This is a genomic window from Brevibacterium sp. SMBL_HHYL_HB1 (assembly GCF_018208375.1).
GTDB lineage: Bacteria > Actinomycetota > Actinomycetes > Actinomycetales > Brevibacteriaceae > Brevibacterium > Brevibacterium intestinavium.
This window is the reverse complement of sequence record NZ_CP062936.1, coordinates 2,843,925-2,862,558: the sequence shown is the minus strand read 5'-3', so window position 1 is coordinate 2,862,558 and position 18,634 is coordinate 2,843,925. Positions and strand designations below refer to the sequence as shown.

General features: G+C 66.1%; 15 protein-coding genes and 1 pseudogene. 8 read left to right on the top strand and 8 right to left on the bottom strand.

Annotation, left to right across the window (positions count from 1 at the left end; all coding sequences use genetic code 11):
- Positions 1-39: 39 nt before the first annotated feature.
- The 3 genes from IG171_RS13275 to IG171_RS13265 form a co-directional block, all read right to left on the bottom strand.
- Entirely contained in the window at positions 40-939 is a 900-nt protein-coding gene (locus tag IG171_RS13275; protein ID WP_212127883.1) for a GyrI-like domain-containing protein, read from the bottom strand.
- Between the two features lie 126 nt (positions 940-1,065).
- Complete coding sequence (locus IG171_RS13270) at positions 1,066-2,547, bottom strand: NAD(P)/FAD-dependent oxidoreductase (protein ID WP_212127882.1); 1,482 nt, start codon at positions 2,545-2,547, stop codon at positions 1,066-1,068.
- Between the two features lie 38 nt (positions 2,548-2,585).
- Positions 2,586-3,143, bottom strand: a complete 558-nt coding sequence (locus IG171_RS13265) for a hypothetical protein (RefSeq protein WP_212127881.1) — start codon at positions 3,141-3,143, stop codon at positions 2,586-2,588.
- A gap of 273 nt (positions 3,144-3,416) precedes the next feature.
- Between IG171_RS13265 and IG171_RS13260 the strand changes: the two genes are divergently transcribed.
- Complete coding sequence (locus IG171_RS13260; protein ID WP_212127880.1) at positions 3,417-3,779, top strand: VOC family protein; 363 nt, start codon at positions 3,417-3,419, stop codon at positions 3,777-3,779.
- Positions 3,780-3,825: 46 nt separating this feature from the next.
- Here IG171_RS13260 and IG171_RS13255 read toward each other — a convergent pair whose 3' ends face one another.
- Positions 3,826-5,208 carry an MFS transporter gene (locus tag IG171_RS13255; RefSeq protein ID WP_249203689.1) on the bottom strand — a complete coding sequence of 461 codons (1,383 nt, stop codon included), beginning with the start codon at positions 5,206-5,208 and terminating at the stop codon, positions 3,826-3,828.
- A 480-nt stretch (positions 5,209-5,688) separates the two neighbouring features.
- On the opposite strand from IG171_RS13255, the gene IG171_RS13250 reads away from it, so the two are divergent.
- The 3 genes from IG171_RS13250 to IG171_RS13240 all read left to right on the top strand — a co-directional run bounded on the left by IG171_RS13250 (position 5,689) and on the right by IG171_RS13240 (position 10,372).
- Positions 5,689-7,014 carry a hypothetical protein gene (locus IG171_RS13250; protein ID WP_212127879.1) on the top strand — a complete coding sequence of 442 codons (1,326 nt, stop codon included), beginning with the start codon at positions 5,689-5,691 and terminating at the stop codon, positions 7,012-7,014.
- A gap of 201 nt (positions 7,015-7,215) precedes the next feature.
- Entirely contained in the window at positions 7,216-8,694 is a 1,479-nt protein-coding gene (locus IG171_RS13245; RefSeq protein ID WP_212127878.1) for a catalase, read from the top strand.
- A gap of 199 nt (positions 8,695-8,893) precedes the next feature.
- Entirely contained in the window at positions 8,894-10,372 is a 1,479-nt protein-coding gene (locus tag IG171_RS13240; protein WP_249203688.1) for a peptide MFS transporter, read from the top strand.
- A gap of 68 nt (positions 10,373-10,440) precedes the next feature.
- Here IG171_RS13240 and IG171_RS13235 read toward each other — a convergent pair whose 3' ends face one another.
- Positions 10,441-12,384, bottom strand: a complete 1,944-nt coding sequence (locus IG171_RS13235) for an aconitate hydratase (RefSeq protein ID WP_212127877.1) — start codon at positions 12,382-12,384, stop codon at positions 10,441-10,443.
- A gap of 145 nt (positions 12,385-12,529) precedes the next feature.
- On the opposite strand from IG171_RS13235, the gene IG171_RS13230 reads away from it, so the two are divergent.
- Positions 12,530-13,375 (top strand): Fpg/Nei family DNA glycosylase, encoded by an 846-nt coding sequence (locus IG171_RS13230; protein ID WP_212127876.1) that lies wholly within the window; start codon positions 12,530-12,532, stop codon positions 13,373-13,375.
- 71 nt (positions 13,376-13,446) lie between these two features.
- On the opposite strand, the gene IG171_RS13225 is transcribed toward IG171_RS13230, so the two are convergent.
- Positions 13,447-14,142: a TetR/AcrR family transcriptional regulator gene (locus IG171_RS13225; protein WP_212127875.1), complete on the bottom strand. Its 696-nt coding sequence runs from the start codon at positions 14,140-14,142 to the stop codon at positions 13,447-13,449.
- 48 nt (positions 14,143-14,190) lie between these two features.
- Here IG171_RS13225 and IG171_RS13220 point away from each other — a divergent pair, with 48 nt between their 5' ends.
- From IG171_RS13220 to IG171_RS13210, 3 genes are all read left to right on the top strand, one after another.
- Positions 14,191-15,555, top strand: a complete 1,365-nt coding sequence (locus tag IG171_RS13220; protein WP_212127874.1) for an NAD(P)-binding domain-containing protein — start codon at positions 14,191-14,193, stop codon at positions 15,553-15,555.
- On the top strand, positions 15,552-16,322 hold the full coding sequence (locus IG171_RS13215; protein WP_212127873.1) for an SDR family NAD(P)-dependent oxidoreductase: 771 nt from the start codon (positions 15,552-15,554) through the stop codon (positions 16,320-16,322). The genes IG171_RS13220 and IG171_RS13215 overlap by 4 nt, the downstream gene beginning before the upstream one ends.
- A 108-nt stretch (positions 16,323-16,430) precedes the next feature.
- Complete coding sequence (locus IG171_RS13210) at positions 16,431-17,393, top strand: aldo/keto reductase (protein ID WP_212127872.1); 963 nt, start codon at positions 16,431-16,433, stop codon at positions 17,391-17,393.
- An 89-nt stretch (positions 17,394-17,482) separates the two neighbouring features.
- Here the strand turns inward: IG171_RS13210 and IG171_RS19350 are convergent, their stop codons facing one another.
- Entirely contained in the window at positions 17,483-18,196 is a 714-nt protein-coding gene (locus tag IG171_RS19350) for a GMC oxidoreductase (RefSeq protein WP_349252118.1), read from the bottom strand.
- A gap of 44 nt (positions 18,197-18,240) precedes the next feature.
- Positions 18,241-18,624 (bottom strand): annotated as a pseudogene (locus IG171_RS19345) (GMC family oxidoreductase N-terminal domain-containing protein); the annotation flags it as partial.
- Positions 18,625-18,634: the final 10 nt, after the last annotated feature.

Below are 18,634 nucleotides of genomic sequence, written 5' to 3'. Positions count from 1 at the left end.
CGGCCGACGTCCCCGCGGGGACGTCGGCCGATGCGACTGTCACTCACCCTCGACGGGCAGCCACAGCTCCGTCGTCGCAGTGCTGAAATCCTCGGCCCGGTCGATGATCGACACGATCGACGGGCCGGGGCGCAGCCGCCAGGGGTTCGCAGGGAACCATTCGGCCGCGGTCGCGGCCCATGTCTCCTGCAGGGCCGCGGGGTACGGGCCAGACGTCGTGAAGACCGCCCAAGAGCCCGCATCGACCGCGATGACGTCGAGGTCGTCCGGCACCTCGGCGGTGGCCGAGACCGCGACGCCGTGCAGGTACGTGAGTTCGCTCCCTTCCCGATAGTCCGGGTCGACATCGGCGGTGACCTGCAGGAGCCCGGCAGGATCGGTGGCCGACAGCGACTTGAGACGTGTGTGCTCGCTCGCCGGCAGAGAGTCCACGAGTTCGCGGATATGCGGGTTCTCCCCCTCGTAGATGAGAGGCACGCGTGTGGCGTGACCGATGAGTGAGAAGGCCGGTCGGTCGGTGATGCGAGTGTCCATTGATGAACTCCCTTCGATCGTCAGGCGCAGCCTGAGCTTCGGTTGACTGCGAAGGGGACCGCCGTTTCGCCGCACCTGGGACGGACCTGCCCCGTGGACCGAGCGGAAGGCTCGGCCGAAGGCCTCGGTCGAACCGTAGCCGTACCGCACGGCCACGCTCAGCAGATCCTCACCGCCGATGACATCGCCGGCGGCGACGCTCATGCGACGTCGGCGGACGTAATCGGACAGGGGCATCCCCGCCAGTGATGAGAACATCCGCCGCAGATGGTACTCGGTGGTGCCGAGCTCTCGTGCCAGTTCACCGACATCGACGGAAGAGCCCGCCATCGGGTGGGCGGGGTTAGCCTGCCCGGACAGGCGCGATTCGATGATGTCGATGAGCGTGTTGAGTTCGGCGATCACGGTGTCTCCCTTCGCTCAACCATGTTTCCGTCCTGGACGCGCCCACCGCCCGACAATCTGTGTCCGATTCGATCAGTGACGCGGCGGGCGGAGTCACAGGAGCGGGCGCGGGCCCCGGAGCCGGACTCAGTCGCCTGGAGCCAAGCTCGGCGCCTGGTCGATCCCGAACCGGGTCTTGAGCGCGCGCCGGGCGGCGAACCAGCCGTTCATCCCGTGGACGCCGGGGGCCGGCGGGGTCGCCGACGAGCACAGGAACGCTCCGGGCACGCCGAGGCTGTAGTTGTCCCAGCTCAGACGCGGCCGAGCCATCATGCGGTAGAAGGAGACGACGCCGGTGGCGATGTCCCCGCCGATGTAGTTCTGATTGTGCGCGGCCATCTCCGAGGCCGGAATGGAGTTCGAGGCCACGACGGTGTCGCGGAATCCGGGGGCGAAGCGTTCGATCTGCCCGGTGATGTATTCGGTCGGGTCTAGCGGGCAGTCGAAGGGCACGTGCGCATACGCCCACAGCGGTCGCAGCCCGCCCACCTCACGTGAGGGGTCGAAGACGGTCGGGTCGGAGACGAGGCACACGGGGTCGGCGGGCATGCGTCCGTCCATCACCTGCGCCTCGGCGGCGGCCATCTGGGCGCGTGTTCCGCCGACGTGGATCGTGCCGGCGCGCCGGACTTCGGGATCGGCCCAGGGCACGGGACCGTCGAGGACGAAATCGACCTTGGCCGCGGCATTGCCGTGTTTGAACCGTCGCAGCGAGCGGTCGACCTGGGACGGCAGGAGCCCGGAGAAGATCTGCGCGGCGTTCAGTGCCGAGGTGTCGAGCAGATAGGCTCCGGCGGCGGGGAGGTCGGAGACGTGATCGATGCGCGCGTTCGCGGTCACGGATCCGCCGTGGGCCTCGAGGTCGGCGATGAGTTCGTCGATGATGGCCTGGGAGCCGCCGACGGGGGACGGCCAGCCCACGGCATGGGCGAGTGTGGACAGCATCGTGGCCGTGGCCGAGGTCCCCATGGCCGGCAGTCCGCCGATCGCGTGTGCGGCGACGCCGGTGAACAGGGCCTGGGTCGATTCGTGGGACAGGGGAATGTTCCACGCGGGGCCGGCCTGGCTGAGCAGACGCAGACCGAACTTCACGACGTTCGCGATTCCGGGCATGTCGCGCAGCGTCTCGGGCACGGAGCGTTTGTCGCCCAGGGACAGCCACACGGAATCGTCGATCCGGTCGAGCAGAGGGGCGAAGAATCGCCGCCATTCCGGCCCGGCCTCGCCGAGGTGGTCGACCGTGGTCTCGAGATCGCGGAATGCCAGCGCGGCCGGCTTCCCGTCGAGGGGTTGGGCGTAGGAGATCTCGGGGGTGGTCAGCTCCATTCCGCGAGCACGCAGATCGAAGTCGACGAAGAAGGGGCTGGCGATGGCCAGTGGGTGGACGGCCGAGCAGACGTCGTGGGTGATGCCCGGCGCCACTCCCAGGTCGAGGGTGCGAGCACCCCCGCCGATGGTGGGCTGAGCCTCGAAGACCTGCACCGAGAGTCCGGCGCGGGCCAGGGTCACTGCGGCAGCCAAGCCGTTGGGTCCGGAACCGACGACGACTGCATCCACCTCAGCGCTCATGTGGTCAGTCTAGGGGAGTGCGCTCCCTTCGCCGGTGCTCACCGGGATGCGGATCCGGCGAGGGGCGAGGTCTGTGGGGCCGCCTCGGCGAGCTGACCGGCCACGTAAGCCGCGATCCGGTCGACGGCCGGTGATCGTCCGGCCAGCTGTTCGGCGGCTTCGACGGCGGGGTTGTAGTTCGTGTTCGTGTTGATGTCGTAGACGACCCGGCGGCCGTCGCCGGTCTCGATGAACTCGACACCGGCGATGGCGATCCCCAGATCGTTCAACAGCTCCTCGAGGTGGCCGACGAGCGGGGTCGAGGCGGTGATCTCCTCGCGCCGGGCGAACGGGGCGGCTGCGGCACCGGATTCGGCCTCGGTGCGTGGGATCTCGCAGGCATCGGCAGGGCACAGTTCGAAGGAGCCGTCGGAGATGTCGACGCGGGCCGCATAGTGGAAGCGGCCGCCGATGAACTCGGCGCGGGTGATGAACGGCTGGGCCGGTTGCACGTACTCCTGGATGAGGCTGATGCCGTCGATCGGTTCGTTCGCACCGCCGGGGCCGAAGTCATCGGCTGCGGACTCGAGCTCGGCATGGGAGTCGAAGCGACGCACACCGAGGCCCTTGCCGCCCTGATTGTGCTTGGTGATGAACGGCGGAGTGAAGTCCCGAGCCGCCTCGACCAGCGCTCGGCTGCCGAACGCCGCCGCAGTCCGCGGCGCCTCGAAGCCGTGCCCGGTCAGCGCACCGTGCTGACGGATCTTGCTGACCTCGAGTTCGAAGACCCCGCGACCGTTGATGACGCGACGCCCGGCCGCGGCGAGCCAGTCGAGTACCGCTCGGCCGGATCCTTCGCTCTGTGCGCCTCACGGCGTAGACTCGAGTGCATGGCTATCGCAAAGCAGCCCGTTGTCGTGCTCGATGCTCCCGACGCCGCCGAACTCGGGCAGTTCTACGGAAAGCTCCTCGACTGGAAGGTCGCCATCGACGAAGACGGCACATGGGCCGAGGTCACCTCCGATTCCTGGCCCCCGATCTGCATCCAACAGGTCGAGGACTACCATGCGCCCAGTTGGCCGAGTCAGGATCATCCGCAGCAGATGCACCTCGACGTGATCGTCGAGGACCTCGAGGCCGCCGAGGCGGCCGTGATCGAGATCGGTGCGGGCAAGGCCGCCGAACAGCCCGGAGAGACGTTCCGGGTCTTCCTCGACCCGGCCGGCCACCCGTTCTGCCTCTGCCGAGCCTGAGCCCGGGCCGTGCCCGAAGCCGGGCGAACCCGCCTGAACCTGTGGCTCAGGCGGGTTCGACCTGACTGTTGAGCTCCTCGGCGTGTTCCTCCGCCTCTTCCTCCGAGGCCGCTGACGGGGTCGATCCCCACAGCGGTCGCCGGTTGCTCTCCGGCACGAAGTGGATCGCGATGAGCCCGATGACCCCGGCGGCGATAAGGTAGATCGCCGGCCACATGAGGAATCCGGTGGCGTTGATCAGCGATGTCATCACCACCGAGGTGGTGCCGCCGAACAGTGAGATCGAGACGTTGAAGGCGATCGCCAGAGCACCGGCGCGCACCATCGTCGGGAACAGGGACGGCAGGGTCGAAGGCATCGTCGCGCTGAAGCAGATGAGGCTGAGCCCCATGATCAGCAGGCCCAGGAACACCACGATGTCGTTGTGGCCGCGGATGAGCCACAGGGACGGGAACGACAGCACGATGAGAGAGATCGACCCGGCCCGCACGACGGCCTTCCGCCCGACCTTGTCCGAGAGCCTGCCGATGAGCGGAATGAGCGCCAGGCAGCAGGCCATGACGAGGATCTGCAGGATCTGAGAGGTCAGCTCCGAGACCCCGCCGCTGCCCTGGATGTCCGCGACCATCGGGAAGTAGAGCGGAATGAACGAGGTGAGCATGTAGTTCGTGACGTTCCATGCCAGTACGAGCCCGCAGCAGGCCAGCAGGTTCGGCCACAGGCGGAAGATGTTCTTGAACTCGCCCTTCGCGCGGTGGTCCGCCTCGTCCTGTTCGGCGAGCTTCTCCATCTCCTTGTAGGCGGGGGTGTCGGCGAGCTTCGTGCGCAGATAGACGCCGACGAAGCCCAGCGGCAGGGCGATGAAGAAGGGGGTCCTCCACCCCCAGGCGGCGAGGAACTCCGGAGTCGAGGCGGTCTGGACGATCGTCGCGAACAGGGCGCCGAGCACATAGCCGGAGAAGGTTCCGACCTCGAGCAGGCTGCCGAGGAAGCCGCGCCGACGATCCGGGGCGTATTCGGCGATGAAGGTCATCGCATTGCTGTACTCGCCGCCGGTGGAGAAGCCCTGCAGCAGGCGACAGCCCAGCAGCAGGAACGGCGCCCACAGGCCCACGGTCGCATAGTCGGGCAGTACGCCGATGAGGAAGGTGCCCGAGGCCATGAGGATCATCGTCATCGCGAGCACTCTGTTGCGCCCGATCTTATCGGCCAGCGGACCGAAGAACAGGCCTCCGAGCGGCCTGACAAGGAATGCCACAGCGAAGAGACCCGCGACGATGACATGGCCGATCGGACCCGAATCCTTCGGCAGGAAGATCCCCTCGATGACGACCGCGAGATAGCCGTAGACGCCGAAGTCGTACCATTCTGTGATGTTGCCGATGGCCGCGGCCCCGATCGCTCGCTTCGTGACATCGGGCCTGGTCACTGTGATCTCGTCTGGGCGCCACCGCCGACGGACATTGTCCGGTCCGAACACGTCTTCACCTTCCGTTGGCGGGCATGAGAGACGCGAGACCGCCGTGATCTGGAATCACACGCAGAAGATCTGTGCACGTCCCTCTCTGTTATGCGAAAGTTCGGTGCTCCTCGGCGGAAGGACCGTCGGACAGCACGGACTCAGGTTAGTCCTCTCAGCTCTCATGGCAAGTCCAACGCCCGTCCCGGCCGATGCAGATGCGCCGATCGTCCCCGCCGGACCAGTCACACGACCGGCCCCTCGTCCCCCTCCTGTGGGAATGGTGAGAGCCGACTGTCCCCGAGGTCACACTGGACGGTGAAACACCTGGTCAGGGCCCTTGCTGATGACAGTGTCCATCAGCATTCTCCCAGGCTGGGGCCAGGTGGGTCAGGCTGCCCGAAACTTGGCGGACGATACTGAGTCAAAGCACTGGTTTTGGGAGGATCATTGACGTCGAAACACGGAGAGTCGGACAAGCAGAAGAACGCAGCTGAGCACGAGGACAGAGCGAATCCACAGCGGCATTCGCAGACCCTTCCGCTGATCACCGAGGAACTCGCCGCCTCTCGCGACGCGACGGAGACAGAACGCAGCTCGGCACCGGGCCAGCCTGCGACCACGCCGGTGATGCCGCCGAATCCGATTCGCCGTGAGACGCCTGGGCAGGACACCCCGGTCCTCCGGCAGGACACTCCCGCGGGAGTGCGAGAGGCATCGAGCACCGCCTCGACGGCCGCACACCCGACCGACACCCGCCTCGCTCCCGCAGCGGCGAACGGCCCGTCCCCCGAGGACGAGAAGAAGTCAGAGGGACGGATCTCGGCGACCCAACTGCTCGCCGGCGCCGGAGCCGCCGCGACCTCGTCGGTCGTCGGCGGTCAGCTCGGGGTCGCCGGAACCGTCGTCGGTGCCAGCATCGCCAGCATCATCACCGGCCTGGCCGTGACGATCTACGGACGCAGCCTGGACAAGGGCAAGGAGAAGATCAAGGAAGTCGGCTCCAAGCTGGCACCCGCAGTGAAGGCCCAGATGGCCAAGGGCGGCCAGGGGGCCAAGGCCGGCACCGCACAAGGTGTGCGCAGCGAGTCAGTCTTCGCCTCCGCACCGGCGACCGATGACACTGCAGCGACGGAGGCCGCGACGGCCCCGGCCGCTGTCGATGAGGCCGGCGCCGCGGCAGAGACCTCACAGACGTGGTGGCAGAAGCTGCGGCGCAAGCGTGTGCTCTACCCCGTCACGATCGGTGTGGCAGCCTTCGGGATCGGACTCGGCGCCGTGGTCGTGGCCGAGTCCGTCACCGGGGCAGACATCTCCCCGGGCACGTCTCAGATCTCACGCGCGGTTTCCGGGAACACCGGATCCGGTGAGGAGACGGACGGCGGCAGCGAGGGATCATCGGGCTCGGGCTCCTCCGGCTCCGGTTCCCAGTCGGGCACCGACTCGAACACGGGCACCGCGAATACGGGGTCGAGCACGAGCGAGGGCGGGGCCACCTCGGCGGGTGAGGGCGAGTCCGAAGGCACCTCGACCGGAGCACAGACCGATCAGGGCTCAGACGCCTCGTCGAGCGATGCGAGCTCATCGACTTCTTCGGACGGAACGGACAGCTCCGGCGCGTCGAGCACCTCGAACGGCTCCGGAAGTCAGGGCGGCTCCGACGCATCAGGCAGCGGTTCGAGTTCCGGCGGAGGCGCCGGCGGCGGGTCGAGCTCGGGAGGCGATTCGAGCGCCGGCGGCAGCGGCGGTTCGGGAGCTTCCTCGGCACAGGGGTGAGCCGATCAACACGCTGCTCGGGAATCAAGACAGTGTGGCCTTGGTTGTAATGATTCAAGAATAGGGTTAGTTTGAAGCCAATACCGACAGCGTTCTGCCGAGGTCGGGAATGCAAATCAATCGGGCAAGTGGCGCCGCAGTCCTACGCGGAAGCGCGGCTGCGGCGGCACAGGGCCCGAAGCCAAGTGGTTAGGAGATGTGATGACGCAACATACAGATCATGAGTACCCCGGGCACGACAGCACCAAGCCCTCGACGACCGAGTCCGGTGCGCCCAGGGAATCCGATGCCCACTCGCTGAGCGTGGGAGCCGACGGCCCGCTGATGCTCCACGATGTGGCCCTGGTCGAGAAGCTCGCCCGGTTCGACCGCGAACGTGTGCCCGAGCGCAGCCCGCATGCCAAGGGATCGGGTGCCTTCGGTCAGCTCGAGGTCACCGAGGACGTCTCGGCCTACACGAAGGCCGACTTCCTGCAGCCGGGCAAGAAGACCCCGATGCTCGCTCGCTTCTCCACTGTCGCCGGTGAACTCGGTTCACCCGACTCGTGGCGCGATGTGCGCGGATTCGCGCTGAAGTTCTACACCGAAGAGGGCAACTTCGACATGGTGGGCAACAACACTCCGGTGTTCTTCGTCCGCGATCCGATGAAGTTCCCCGATTTCATCCACTCGCAGAAGCGCACCCCTGATTCGGGTCTGCGCAGCAACAACATGCAGTGGGACTTCTGGTCGCTCTCGCCCGAATCCGCCCACCAGGTCGCCTACCTCATGGGACCGCGCGGACTGCCCAAGTCCTGGCGGAACATGAACGGCTACTCCTCGCACACCTACATGTGGATCAACGCCGAGGGCGAGAAGTTCTGGGTTCAGTACCACTTCCACACCGATCAGGGTGTGGAGAACATGTCGAACGAGGAAGCCGCCCAGCTCGCCGGCGAGGACGGCGACGTCCACCGTCGCGACCTGTTCGAGGCCATCGAGCGCGGGGACTACCCGTCCTGGACCTTCTACGTCCAGATCATGCCCTACGAAGAAGCGAAGACCTATCGGTTCAACCCCTTCGACCTGACGAAGACCTGGTCGAAGAAGGACTACCCGCTGATCAAGGTCGGCAAGTTCACGCTCAACGAGAACCCCTCGAACCACTTCGCACAGATCGAGCAGGCAGCATTCAGCCCGTCGAACATGGTGCCCGGCACCGGGATCTCGCCGGACAAGATGCTGCTCGGACGCGTGTTCTCCTACCCGGATGCCCAGCGCAACCGGATCGGCACGAACTTCAACCAGCTGCCGGTCAACGCCCCTGTCACGAAGACGAATTCGTATGACAAGGAAGGCCAGATGCAGTACCACCACTCGGGCAATGCTCCGGTCTACGCCCCGAACTCGTACGGACGCTCCTACGAGGAGACGCAGGGCGCGATCGACAACAGCTGGGAGGCCGACGGTGAGCTCGTCCGCAGCGCCTACAGCCTGCACGCCGAGGACGACGACTTCGGTCAGGCGCACACGCTGGTCCGCGAGGTCTACACCGAGGAGGAGCGCCAGGGTCTCATCGAGACCGTCGTCGGCGGACTCTCCGATGGTGTCGAGGAGCCGGTGCTGTCCAATGCGATCCAGTACTGGAAGAACATCGACGAAGAGGTGGGTCAGGCCATCGAGGCCAGGGTGAAGGGCTGATCGACCTCTTCCGGTCCTGAGCCCGGCGAACCCGCCGATATCCAGACTGCGGCCCGGATGCCTCGCAAGAGGTGTCCGGGCCGCAGTCTGCGTTGTCGGCAAGACCTGTGAGTCCTCTGCGAAGACGCGCGAGGATCCGTCCGGCGGCCGGCTCACGACCGAAGATGCATGATCGCTTCGACAGTCCTAAGATGAGCGAGTGCCACATTCAGAACTGAAGAGCGAACCGACGTCCATCACGAAGACACGCAGTTTCTTCGGCCATCCATGGGGCCTGGCGAATCTCGCCGGGGTCGAGATGTGGGAGCGGTTCAGCTTCTACGGGATGCAGGGCCTGCTGGCCTACTACATCTACTACTCCGCCACGGACGGCGGCCTGGGCATGTCCGAAGCGGTGGCAACGTCCATCGTCGGTGCCTACGGCGGATTGGTCTATCTCTCCTCGGTCCTCGGAGGCTGGGTCGCCGACCGCATCCTCGGTTCGGAGAAGACGGTGATCACCTCGGCGGCGGTGGTCATGATCGGCCATCTGGCCCTGTCGCTGCTGCCGGGAGGCCTCGGCCTCGGCATCGGGCTGGTCTGCATCGCTGTGGGCTCCGGGTCGCTCAAGGTCACCACCTCAGCCACTCTCGGCGACCTCTACGATCTCAAGGACAACCGGCGGGACGCCGCATTCTCCATCTACTACATGGGCGTCAACATCGGCGGTCTCATCGGCCCCCTGCTGACCTCAGCGGTCTGGGGATGGAAGGGATTCCATTGGGGCTTCGGACTGGCAGCCGTGCTCATGGCCATCGGGCTCGTGCAGTACATGCTCATGCGCCGCCACACCGTCACCGAAGAGAGCAGCAAGCCGACGAATCCGCTGTCGCGGCGTGAAGCGACCCGCTGGTCCCTCATCGGCGCCCTGGGCGTCCTCATCATCATCGGGGCGACCATGCTGGGCATCCTCACTGCCGAGAACCTCTCGGACGTCGTCGTCATCGTCACGCTCATCGCGGCGGTGGTCCTGTTCATCGTGATCGGGACCTCGAAGCGGATCACCGCCACCGAACGCAGCCGGGTCATCTCCTTCATCCCGCTGTTCATCGGCTCCGCCGTGTTCTGGTCACTGTTCCAGCAGCAGTTCACCGTGCTCGCGATCTACGCGGACCAGCGTCTGGACCGCACGATCCTCGGACTCGAACTCCCTCCGAGCGTCGTCCAGTCGATCAACCCGGCCTTCATCATCATCTTCGCAGCGGTGTTCGCTGCGATGTGGACCAAGCTCGGTGACCGGCAGCCGGTGACTCCGGTGAAGTTCGCGATCGGCACGGTCGTCATGGGCATCGCCTTCTTCATCTTCATTCCGCTCGCCGGCGGGGGTGCCAACTCCGTGCCGTTCATCGTCATGGTCCTCGTGTACTTCCTGTTCACGATGGCCGAGCTCTGCCTCTCACCCGTGGGCCAATCGTTGGCGACCAAGCTGGCGCCGCAGGCCTTCCACTCGCAGATGGTGGCCCTGTTCTTCCTCTCGGTGGCATTGGGCACCGCGGCCTCCGGTTCCCTGGCCGTCTTCTACTCCACCGACAACGAGGTCCCCTACTTCCTCACGATCGGGGCTGTCTCCATCGTCGTCGGACTCCTGCTCTTCGCCTTCCGCAAGCCCATCGTCAAGCTCATGGCCGGGGTGCGCTGAGGCCGCACATCACCGACGGCGGCCCTGCAGCCACATGGCTGCAGGGCCGCCGTCAGTCGGTCTGAGACTCAGGAGGTCTGGGCTTCGTGCTCGGCGCGCTGGGCGATGCGTCCTCCGGCCAGGACCATCTCGACCTGCCGGGGCGAGAGACCGTGGCGGAATTCGAAGGTCCGACCGTCCACCTCGGCGGTGACGGTCCTGCCCTCGGCCAGCTCATCACGCAGCCCGCGGAAGGCGAGCACATCCCCTTGGGACAGGTCCTCATAGCCCGAGTCATCGGTGAACTCGAGGGCGAGGACACCGAAGTTCGCGAGGTTCTGCCAATGGATCCTCGCCAAGGACTTCGCCACGACCACTCGCAGCCCGAGGTAGCGGGGAGCGATGACCGCGTGCTCACGCGACGAACCCTGCCCGTAGTTCTCACCGCCGACGATGGCATGACCGCCCTCGTGCTCCACCGCACGGGTGGCGTAGGTGTCGTCGACCTGGATGTAGACGAACTCGGAGATCTTCGGAATGTTCGACCGGTACGGCAGGACGCGCGAACCGGCGGGCATGATCTCGTCGGTGGAGACATTGTCGCCGACCTTGAGCAGGACCTCGAGGTCGATGTCATCCGGCAGCGGTTCGAACTCCGGCAGGGTCGAGATGTTCTCACCCTTGACCAGTTCGACCTTCCGCGCCTCCTCGGGCTCAAGCGGGGGCATGAGCATCTTGCGGTTGGCCGAGAACTTCTCCGGCAGCCGCACCTTCGGGTAGTCCATGTCGAGGTCGCGGGGATCGGTGATCCGACCGGTCAGCGCCGCCGCGGCCGCGGTCTCCGGAGAGCACAGCCAGACGGAGTCCTCATCGGTGCCGGAGCGGCCGGGGAAGTTCCTTGGCATGGTGCGCAGACTGTTGCGCCCCACGGCTGGGGCCTGACCCATGCCGATGCAGCCCATGCAGCCGGACTGGTGGATCCGCGCCCCCGAGCCCACCAGCGATGTCAGCCAGCCGCCCGAGATGAGGTCGGCCAGGACCTCGCGGGAGGTCGGGTTGATGTCGAGTGAGATCTGCGGGTGGATCTGGCGTTCGCCCAGAGTCTCGGCCACCACGGCGAAGTCGCGCAGCCCGGGATTGGCCGAGGAGCCGACGACGACCTGGAACACATCCTCACCGGCGACCTCGCGCACGGGGGTGACATTGCCCGGCGACGATGGGGCGGCGATGAGCGGTTCGAGCTCGGACAGATCGATCGAATCGGTGAGGTCGTACTCGGCCCCGTCGTCGGCGACCAGTCGGGTGAAGTCCTCCCCGCGGTCGCTGGCTTCGAGGTAGTCGCGGACCGCGTCATCGGCGGGGAAGACCGTGGCGGTGGCGCCGAGTTCGGCGCCCATGTTCGCGATCACGTGTCGGTCCATGGCCGTGAGGTGCTTGAGACCCTCCCCGTGGTATTCGATGATCTTGCCGGCCCCGCCCTTGACTCCGTGCCGGCGCAGCATCTCGAGGATGACGTCCTTGGCCGAGACCCAGTCCGGCATCTCACCGGTGAGTTCGACGCCCATCACCTGCGGGGCGGCGATGTAGAGGGGCTCACCTGCCATGGCCATGGCGATCTCGAGGCCGCCGACGCCGATGGCCAGCATCCCCAGAGCTCCGGCCGCGCAGGTGTGCGAATCGGAGCCGATGAGCGTCGCACCCGGTTTGCCGAACCGCGACTGGTGGACAGGGTGGGAGACGCCGTTGCCGGCGGCTGAGAACCACAGCCCGAATCGCTGGGCGGCCGATTGGAGGAACTCGTGGTCCTCAGGGTTCTTCTCATCGGTCTGCAGAAGGTTGTGATCGACATACTGCACAGACAGGTCGGTGCGGATCCGGTCGAGACCCAGGGCCTCGAGCTCGAGCATGACCAGGGTCCCCGTCGCATCCTGGGTCAGGGTCTGGTCGATGCGGAGCCCGAGCTCATTGCCGGGTGCGAACTCCCCGGACTCGAGATGCGATCTGATGAGTTTCTGGGCAACATTCTCGGGCATCGTCAGCCTCCTTCGGCAGGGTTCTGGCCGATCCGTCGACGACCGTGGCAGATCGACCGTGTCCGTCCACGCTAGACCCGGACCGCGGGGTTCTCAAGACCCGTCGTCCCTGGTGCGCCGTGCAACCGGAGGGCATAATGGACTCATGCCGGAACTGCCCGAGGTCGACTCCCTGGTGGAGTTCCTGCGTCCGCGCCTGACCGGCGACTTCGTCACCCGCGCCGACATCGCCGAACTCAGTCTGCTCAAGACCGTCGAACCGGACCTCGAGGCGCTCGCCGGTCTGGAGATCACAGAAGTCGGCCGCGCCGGGCGGATGCTCATCATCGGATTCGACGGCCTCGAACTCGTCTGCCGGTTCGCACGCATGGGCTGGCTGAACTGGCACGATGCGGCCCCGACCAGTCCGATCAGGATGGGCAGAGGGCCGTTGGGCATGCGGGTGAGTCTGGCCTCGGGAGCCGCTTTCGACCTTGTCGAGCAGGGATCGAAGAAGAACGCCGCAGTGTCGCTGGTCCACGACCGCTCGGAGGTCGCAGCAGTGGCGGCACTCGGCCCCGACGCGCTGTCCATCACGGTCGAGGAACTCGCTGCCGGCCTGGCGGAGTCGACCTCGAGGATCAAGACCGTCATCGAGGATCAGCGAATCATCGCAGGCATCGGCAATGCCTACTCCGACGAGATCCTCCATGCCGCGAAGCTCTCCCCGTTCGCGACGGCGAAGACCGTCGACGCAGACACTCTGCTCGATGCCATCAGGGCAGTCCTCACCACCGCCCGGCAGGCGCTCAGCGGCCTGCCGCCGGGGAAGGTCAAAGCCGCGAAGAAGCGCGGATTCTCCGTCCACGGCCGCGCGGGCAGGGGATGTCCGGTGTGCGGGACCACGATCGCCGAGGTGTCCTTCGCCGACCGATCGCTCCAGTACTGCCCGCACTGCCAGACTGGCGGGAGGAAACTGTCCGATCGGCGTATGGACCGACTCCTCAAATGAGGATCGCCGGGAACGTGCACCTGAGCGGAGACCCGTTGCCGTCCGCCGATCCTCAGGCGGGGAGAGGGTCCTCAGGACGGGAGAGCGTGGAACTGCCGGTCGGGGATTCCATGCGCGCGCAGGACCACCTCCGCGATGGAGCCGAGGAAGTCTGAGGTCGCACAGCGGGATTCGGACGGGGTTCCGACTCTCTGCACGAGCGCCTCGGTGATTCCGCCGACGACGATCAGGCCGGTCAGGTCATCGCCGGATTCCGCAGGGGAGAGGGCAGGAGCGTCCAAGGCGTAGGATGCTGCGAGGTCGGTGAAGGCACCGCGAACCGAATCGGCGATCAGACGCATCGTTGAGCGCCTGCGCTCCTCCATGGACTCACTGATCCCGACGGACTCGACTTCGAGGACACGGGCTTTGCGTTCGTCTCTGAGCATCGGGCTCAGAGCCGCGCTGACGATCTGCGACGCGGCATCGAACAGAGTGGACCCCTCGGCGACCCGGGGCTGAGCGAGAGCGGTGGTGATTTCGGCATTCAGTTCGATGTAGAGCTGTTCGAGCACGTCCTCCTGAGTGGAGAAGAGCTCGTAGAACGAACGGCTGGAGACGCCGGATTCCTGGCACAGCGCCTGCACACTGGTCCGGCGGAAGCCATCGGTTCCGTACAGCTCGAGGGCCGCTTCGAGCAGACGTGTCCGCCGGGCCGAATCGCGTTCTGCGCGCAGCGTGCCGTGCCAACGGTGCGGGGTCGGATTGAGAGGCGGTACGGAATCCACCACTTCATTATAGTGAAAATTCAGATTTTCAATGCAATACTGTGTGGCATGGCTTACATAATTCGACAGAGCAGTCGCGCACCGGCAGTCACCGCTGCCATCGATCCGGATCCCTCCCTGCCGAAGGTCTGCATCATCGGAGCAGGGTCCTCGGGCATCGCGGCCGCGAAGACCCTCTACACCTCGGCCATCCCCTTCGACTGCTTCGAGAAGGGCAGTGAGATCGGCGGAACCTGGCTCTTCGACAATCCCAACGGCACCAGCGCCTGCTACGAGACCCTGCAGATCAATACCTCATGCCCCCGCATGGCGTTCTCGGACTTCCCGATGCCCGAGCACTACCCGCACTACGCCAGCCACGATCAGGTCTTCGCCTACTTCCGCGACTATGTAGAGCACTTCGGATTCGGTCACACGATCACCTTCAACACTGAGGCCACAGACGTCCGTCCAGGCCGTCGTGGCGGTTGGGACGTCGACATCGTGTCGGAGTCCGGTTTCGAAACCCGGCATTATGATTACGTGATGGTCGCCAATGGGCACCATTGGGACGCCCGTTGGCCCGACCCCGCATATCCGGGTCACTTCGACGGTGACCAAATCCACGCCCACGACTATCGAAGCGGCGATCAGCTCGACGGACGCGATGTGGTCGTGGTCGGGGCCGGCAATTCGGCCATGGACATCGCGGTCGAAGGATCGTACCGGGCGCGCAGCGTCGACCTGTCGATCCGGCGCGGCCAGTGGGTGATGAAGAAGACGGTCCTCGGAATGGCCGCCGATCAGATCATCCTGCCGGGATGGGCTCCATGGTGTATGACGTCTGCGCGGCTGCGTCTCGGTGCACTTCTGTCCGGCAGATTGAGAAAGTACGGACTGCCGACTCCTTCCCATAAGCCGGGCCAGTCCCACCCGGTTCAATCCGACACCATCCGTAAGCGGCTCAAGGCAGAAGCGATCACGGTGCGTCCCGGCATCGAACGGCTCGAATCCGATCGAGTCGTATTCACCGACGGCACTGCATCACCGGCAGACCTCATCGTCTGGGCCACTGGTTACAGGGTGTCATTCCCCTTCCTCTCATCCTCGGTCGTCGATGTCGAGAACAACGACCTGCCGTTGTGGAAGAGGATGGTCCACCCGGATCATCCGGGGCTGCTCTTCATCGGTCTGCTCCAACCGGTCGGGGCCGTCATGCCCCTGTCGGAGATACAGGCGAAGCTGGCTGCGAAGGTCATCCTCGGTCACTGCGAGCTGCCGAGCCGGCGAGACATGTTCGCACAGATGGCCAAGGACGACCGGCGGAACAAGAAGCAGTTCTACAGTTCGCCCCGCCACACGATGGAAGTCGACTTCGACCACTACCTGTGGGAGATGGAACGGGAGATGAGAAGGGGAGCGGTTGCCGCATGATCGGTTCTGGAACCTCGCACAGAGCGGTGGTGGCCGTCACCGGTGGGGCACATGGGATCGGGCAGGCGATCGCCCGCCGTTTCGCCGCCTCAGGCGCTCAAGTAGCCATCGGCGATACGGATCGTGCGGCCGCGCGGGAGGCCGCCGAGGAGCCTGGGCTGCACGCGTATGGACTCGACGTCACCGACGCCGAATCGTTCGCCGACTTCCTCGACGCCGTCCGCCAAGATCTCGGTCCGGTCGACGTTCTCGTCAACAATGCCGGTCTGATGTGGGTGGGGTCTTTCGAGGAGGAACCGGAATCGGCGGCTCGCGCCCAACTGAGTGTCAATCTGCTCGGAGTCATCAACGGCATCAAGGCCGCTGCGCCGGCCATGCGCCGTGCGCGTCGCGGGCACCTCATCACCGTCGCCTCGGCCGCCTCGATCCTGCCCACTCCCGGTGAGGCGACCTATGCGGCGACCAAACACGGGGTGCTCGGCTACCTCAAGGCTGTGCGCACAGAGCTGCGCGGCAGCGGGGTCGAAGTCACCGCCGTCATGCCGGCCGTCGTCGCCGCTGTGGACCGCCCGCGGTTCGAGATCACCGTGCCCGCCTACATCGGACCGCTCACGCGGATGGCGGAACTTCTGCCGCAGGCGATGCGGGATCGACTCTTCGCCGCCATGGTGCCCGACCAGGTGGCCGAAGTTCGAGCGGAGGCTCGGGCCGGCTACGAGGGCTCTTTCACGATTGCGCGACCGCCGCGCACGGGTGTCGGCACCTGAGGCGCGACCAGACCGCGGTGACGGAATATTCGCCCCCGCGGCGGCGTTGTCCCTGATCGTGGCCCTGTACGGGCGAGCCCATCGACATCGAACGTCTTGAGGAGAACGATGACGCAGGTTGAGATCCCCGGCACCGAACTGTCCATCTTCCCGATCAACCTCGGCACCAACACCTTCGGGTGGACCGCCGATGAGGCCGGTTCGCACGCCGTCCTCGACTCCTTCGTCGCCGCAGGCGGCAACTTCCTCGACACCGCCGAATCCTACCCGGCGTGGCTGCCGGGGAAGACCGGCCGCGAATCCGAGACCATCATCGGCACCTGGCTGGCCGCCCGCGGCAACCGCGACGACATCGTCATCGCCACGAAGGTCGGCGATCATCCCGATCACCAGACTCAGGATCCCGCCTACATCCGCACCGCCATCGACGGCTCCCTGGAACGCCTGCAGACCGATCACGTCGACCTCTACTATGCCCACCGTGACGATGAGGTGACCCCCATCGCCGAGGTGGCCCGGGTCTTCGATGAGATCGTGCGTTCCGGAAAGGCCAGGCACATCGCCGTGTCGAACTACTCGCCGGCGCGTCTGGCCGACTGGTTCGCCGCATGCGAGGACGAAGGCTTGGTCAAGCCTGTGGCCATCCAGCCGCAGTACAGCCTGGTGTATCGGCGAGAGTTCGAAACGGACCTGCGCCCAGTGGCCGAGAAACACGATCTGGCCGTGTTCTCCTACTTCAGCCTCGCCGCCGGATTCCTCACCGGCAAGTACCGCACCGAAGCCGACCTGGAAGGTGCCGATCGCGCGGTGATGGTGCAGGGATACTTCAACGCCGAGGGACTCAAGGCCGTCGATGACCTCGTGGCGATCGCCGAATCCCACGACGCGGCACCATCGACCGTGGCGCTGTCCTGGCTGCTGGCCAAGGGCGTGACAGCGCCGATCGCCTCGGCGCGCACGCCGGATCAGCTTGAGGCCATCATGGCCGCACCCGGTCTCGAACTCAGCGCTGATGAGATCGAACGCCTCGACCTGGCCTCGGCCCCGTTCGCCGAGGAGGAACCCTCCTGACGACCGGTTTCGAGTCCCGGATACTCGTCGCCTGAGACTGCCGCACGGGCAGTCTCAGGCGACGAGTTCGTCTTCGGGGGCGGGCGCCGTCAGAGGCCGGGAGCGGTGATGCCCTCGGCCGGGGACCCGACGAGTGCGGCCGCGGCCCGTTCGGCGATCATGATCGTCGGCGCATTCGTATTGCCGGTCGTCACCTGCGGCATGATCGAAGCATCGGCCAGGCGCAGCCCGGACAGACCGTGGACGGCGAATGTGCTCGGGTCGACGACCGCGTCCGCATCGGTGCCCATCCGGCAGGTTCCGACCTGGTGATGATAGGTCACGACCGAGCCGCGGACGTAGTCCTCGAGCGCGTCATCGGACACCTCGGGACCGGGATGGATCTCCGTGGGCTGCCAGGCCGACAGCGCGTCCGCCCGGCCGATCTCACGACACTGCCGCACGGAGGCGACGAGGGCATCGACATCGGCCTGTGCGGTGAGCACCTGCGGGTCGACGATGAGCGGATCCTGCGGATTCGGACCGCTGAGTCTGACCTCGCCCCGGCTGGCGGGACGGACCAGCCCACCCTGCAGAGTGAAGGCGCCTCCGGGACCGGGACCGTCCTGCGCCGCCGGGGCGGCGTCCTGAGCGTACATCGGCACGGAGAAGAACAGGGGCTGGGTGTCGGGCACCGGCAGTTCGGGACGCGACTTCGCGAACAGGTGCACCTCGGCCGGGGCCACCTCACCCATCGGCACCTGATGCTCACCGGTGGAGAAGACCACCGGTGAGAGCCAATGGTCCTGGAGGTTCTTGCCCACTCCGGCGACGCCAGCGCACCGGCGGCGAGGATGACCTCATCGGCCGACAGAGTGCCGACGCGACCGTGGAAGTCGACCTCGAGTCCGGTGACCGTCGTGCCCTCGATGAGGAGTCGACGGGCGTGGGCGGAGGTGATGATCGTGAGATTCTCGTCGCCGAGGCGGGGCTTGAGGTAGGCCCGCCAGGTGTTCAGCCGTTTCCCGTCGCGGACATTGAGCTGGATCCTGCCGACTCCCTCGACGCTGCCCGAATTGTAGTCGGGGTTGAAGGGGACCCCGGTCTCCACGGACGCGGCGAGCATGTCCTCCTGCAGCCGGTTGCGAGCGAAGTCGGTGCGCACATCCATCGGACCGGTCGTGCCGCGGGTGTCGGTGATCTCCCCGTCAAAGTTCTCGATCGCTTGAAACACCGGTGAGACGTCGTCCCAGGACCAGCCG

What these genes read in the sequence shown, in the direction of transcription:
- IG171_RS13270 (WP_212127882.1), bottom strand. Translation starts at nt 2,547, where the DNA reads ATGAGCGCTGAGGTGGATGCAGTCGTCGTCGGTTCCGGACCCAACGGC.
- IG171_RS13260 (WP_212127880.1), top strand. Translation starts at nt 3,417, where the DNA reads ATGGCTATCGCAAAGCAGCCCGTTGTCGTGCTCGATGCTCCCGACGCC.
- IG171_RS13245 (WP_212127878.1), top strand. Translation starts at nt 7,216, where the DNA reads ATGACGCAACATACAGATCATGAGTACCCCGGGCACGACAGCACCAAG.
- IG171_RS13235 (WP_212127877.1), bottom strand. Translation starts at nt 12,384, where the DNA reads ATGCCCGAGAATGTTGCCCAGAAACTCATCAGATCGCATCTCGAGTCC.
- IG171_RS13230 (WP_212127876.1), top strand. Translation starts at nt 12,530, where the DNA reads ATGCCGGAACTGCCCGAGGTCGACTCCCTGGTGGAGTTCCTGCGTCCG.
- IG171_RS13220 (WP_212127874.1), top strand. Translation starts at nt 14,191, where the DNA reads ATGGCTTACATAATTCGACAGAGCAGTCGCGCACCGGCAGTCACCGCT.
- IG171_RS13215 (WP_212127873.1), top strand. Translation starts at nt 15,552, where the DNA reads ATGATCGGTTCTGGAACCTCGCACAGAGCGGTGGTGGCCGTCACCGGT.
- IG171_RS13210 (WP_212127872.1), top strand. Translation starts at nt 16,431, where the DNA reads ATGACGCAGGTTGAGATCCCCGGCACCGAACTGTCCATCTTCCCGATC.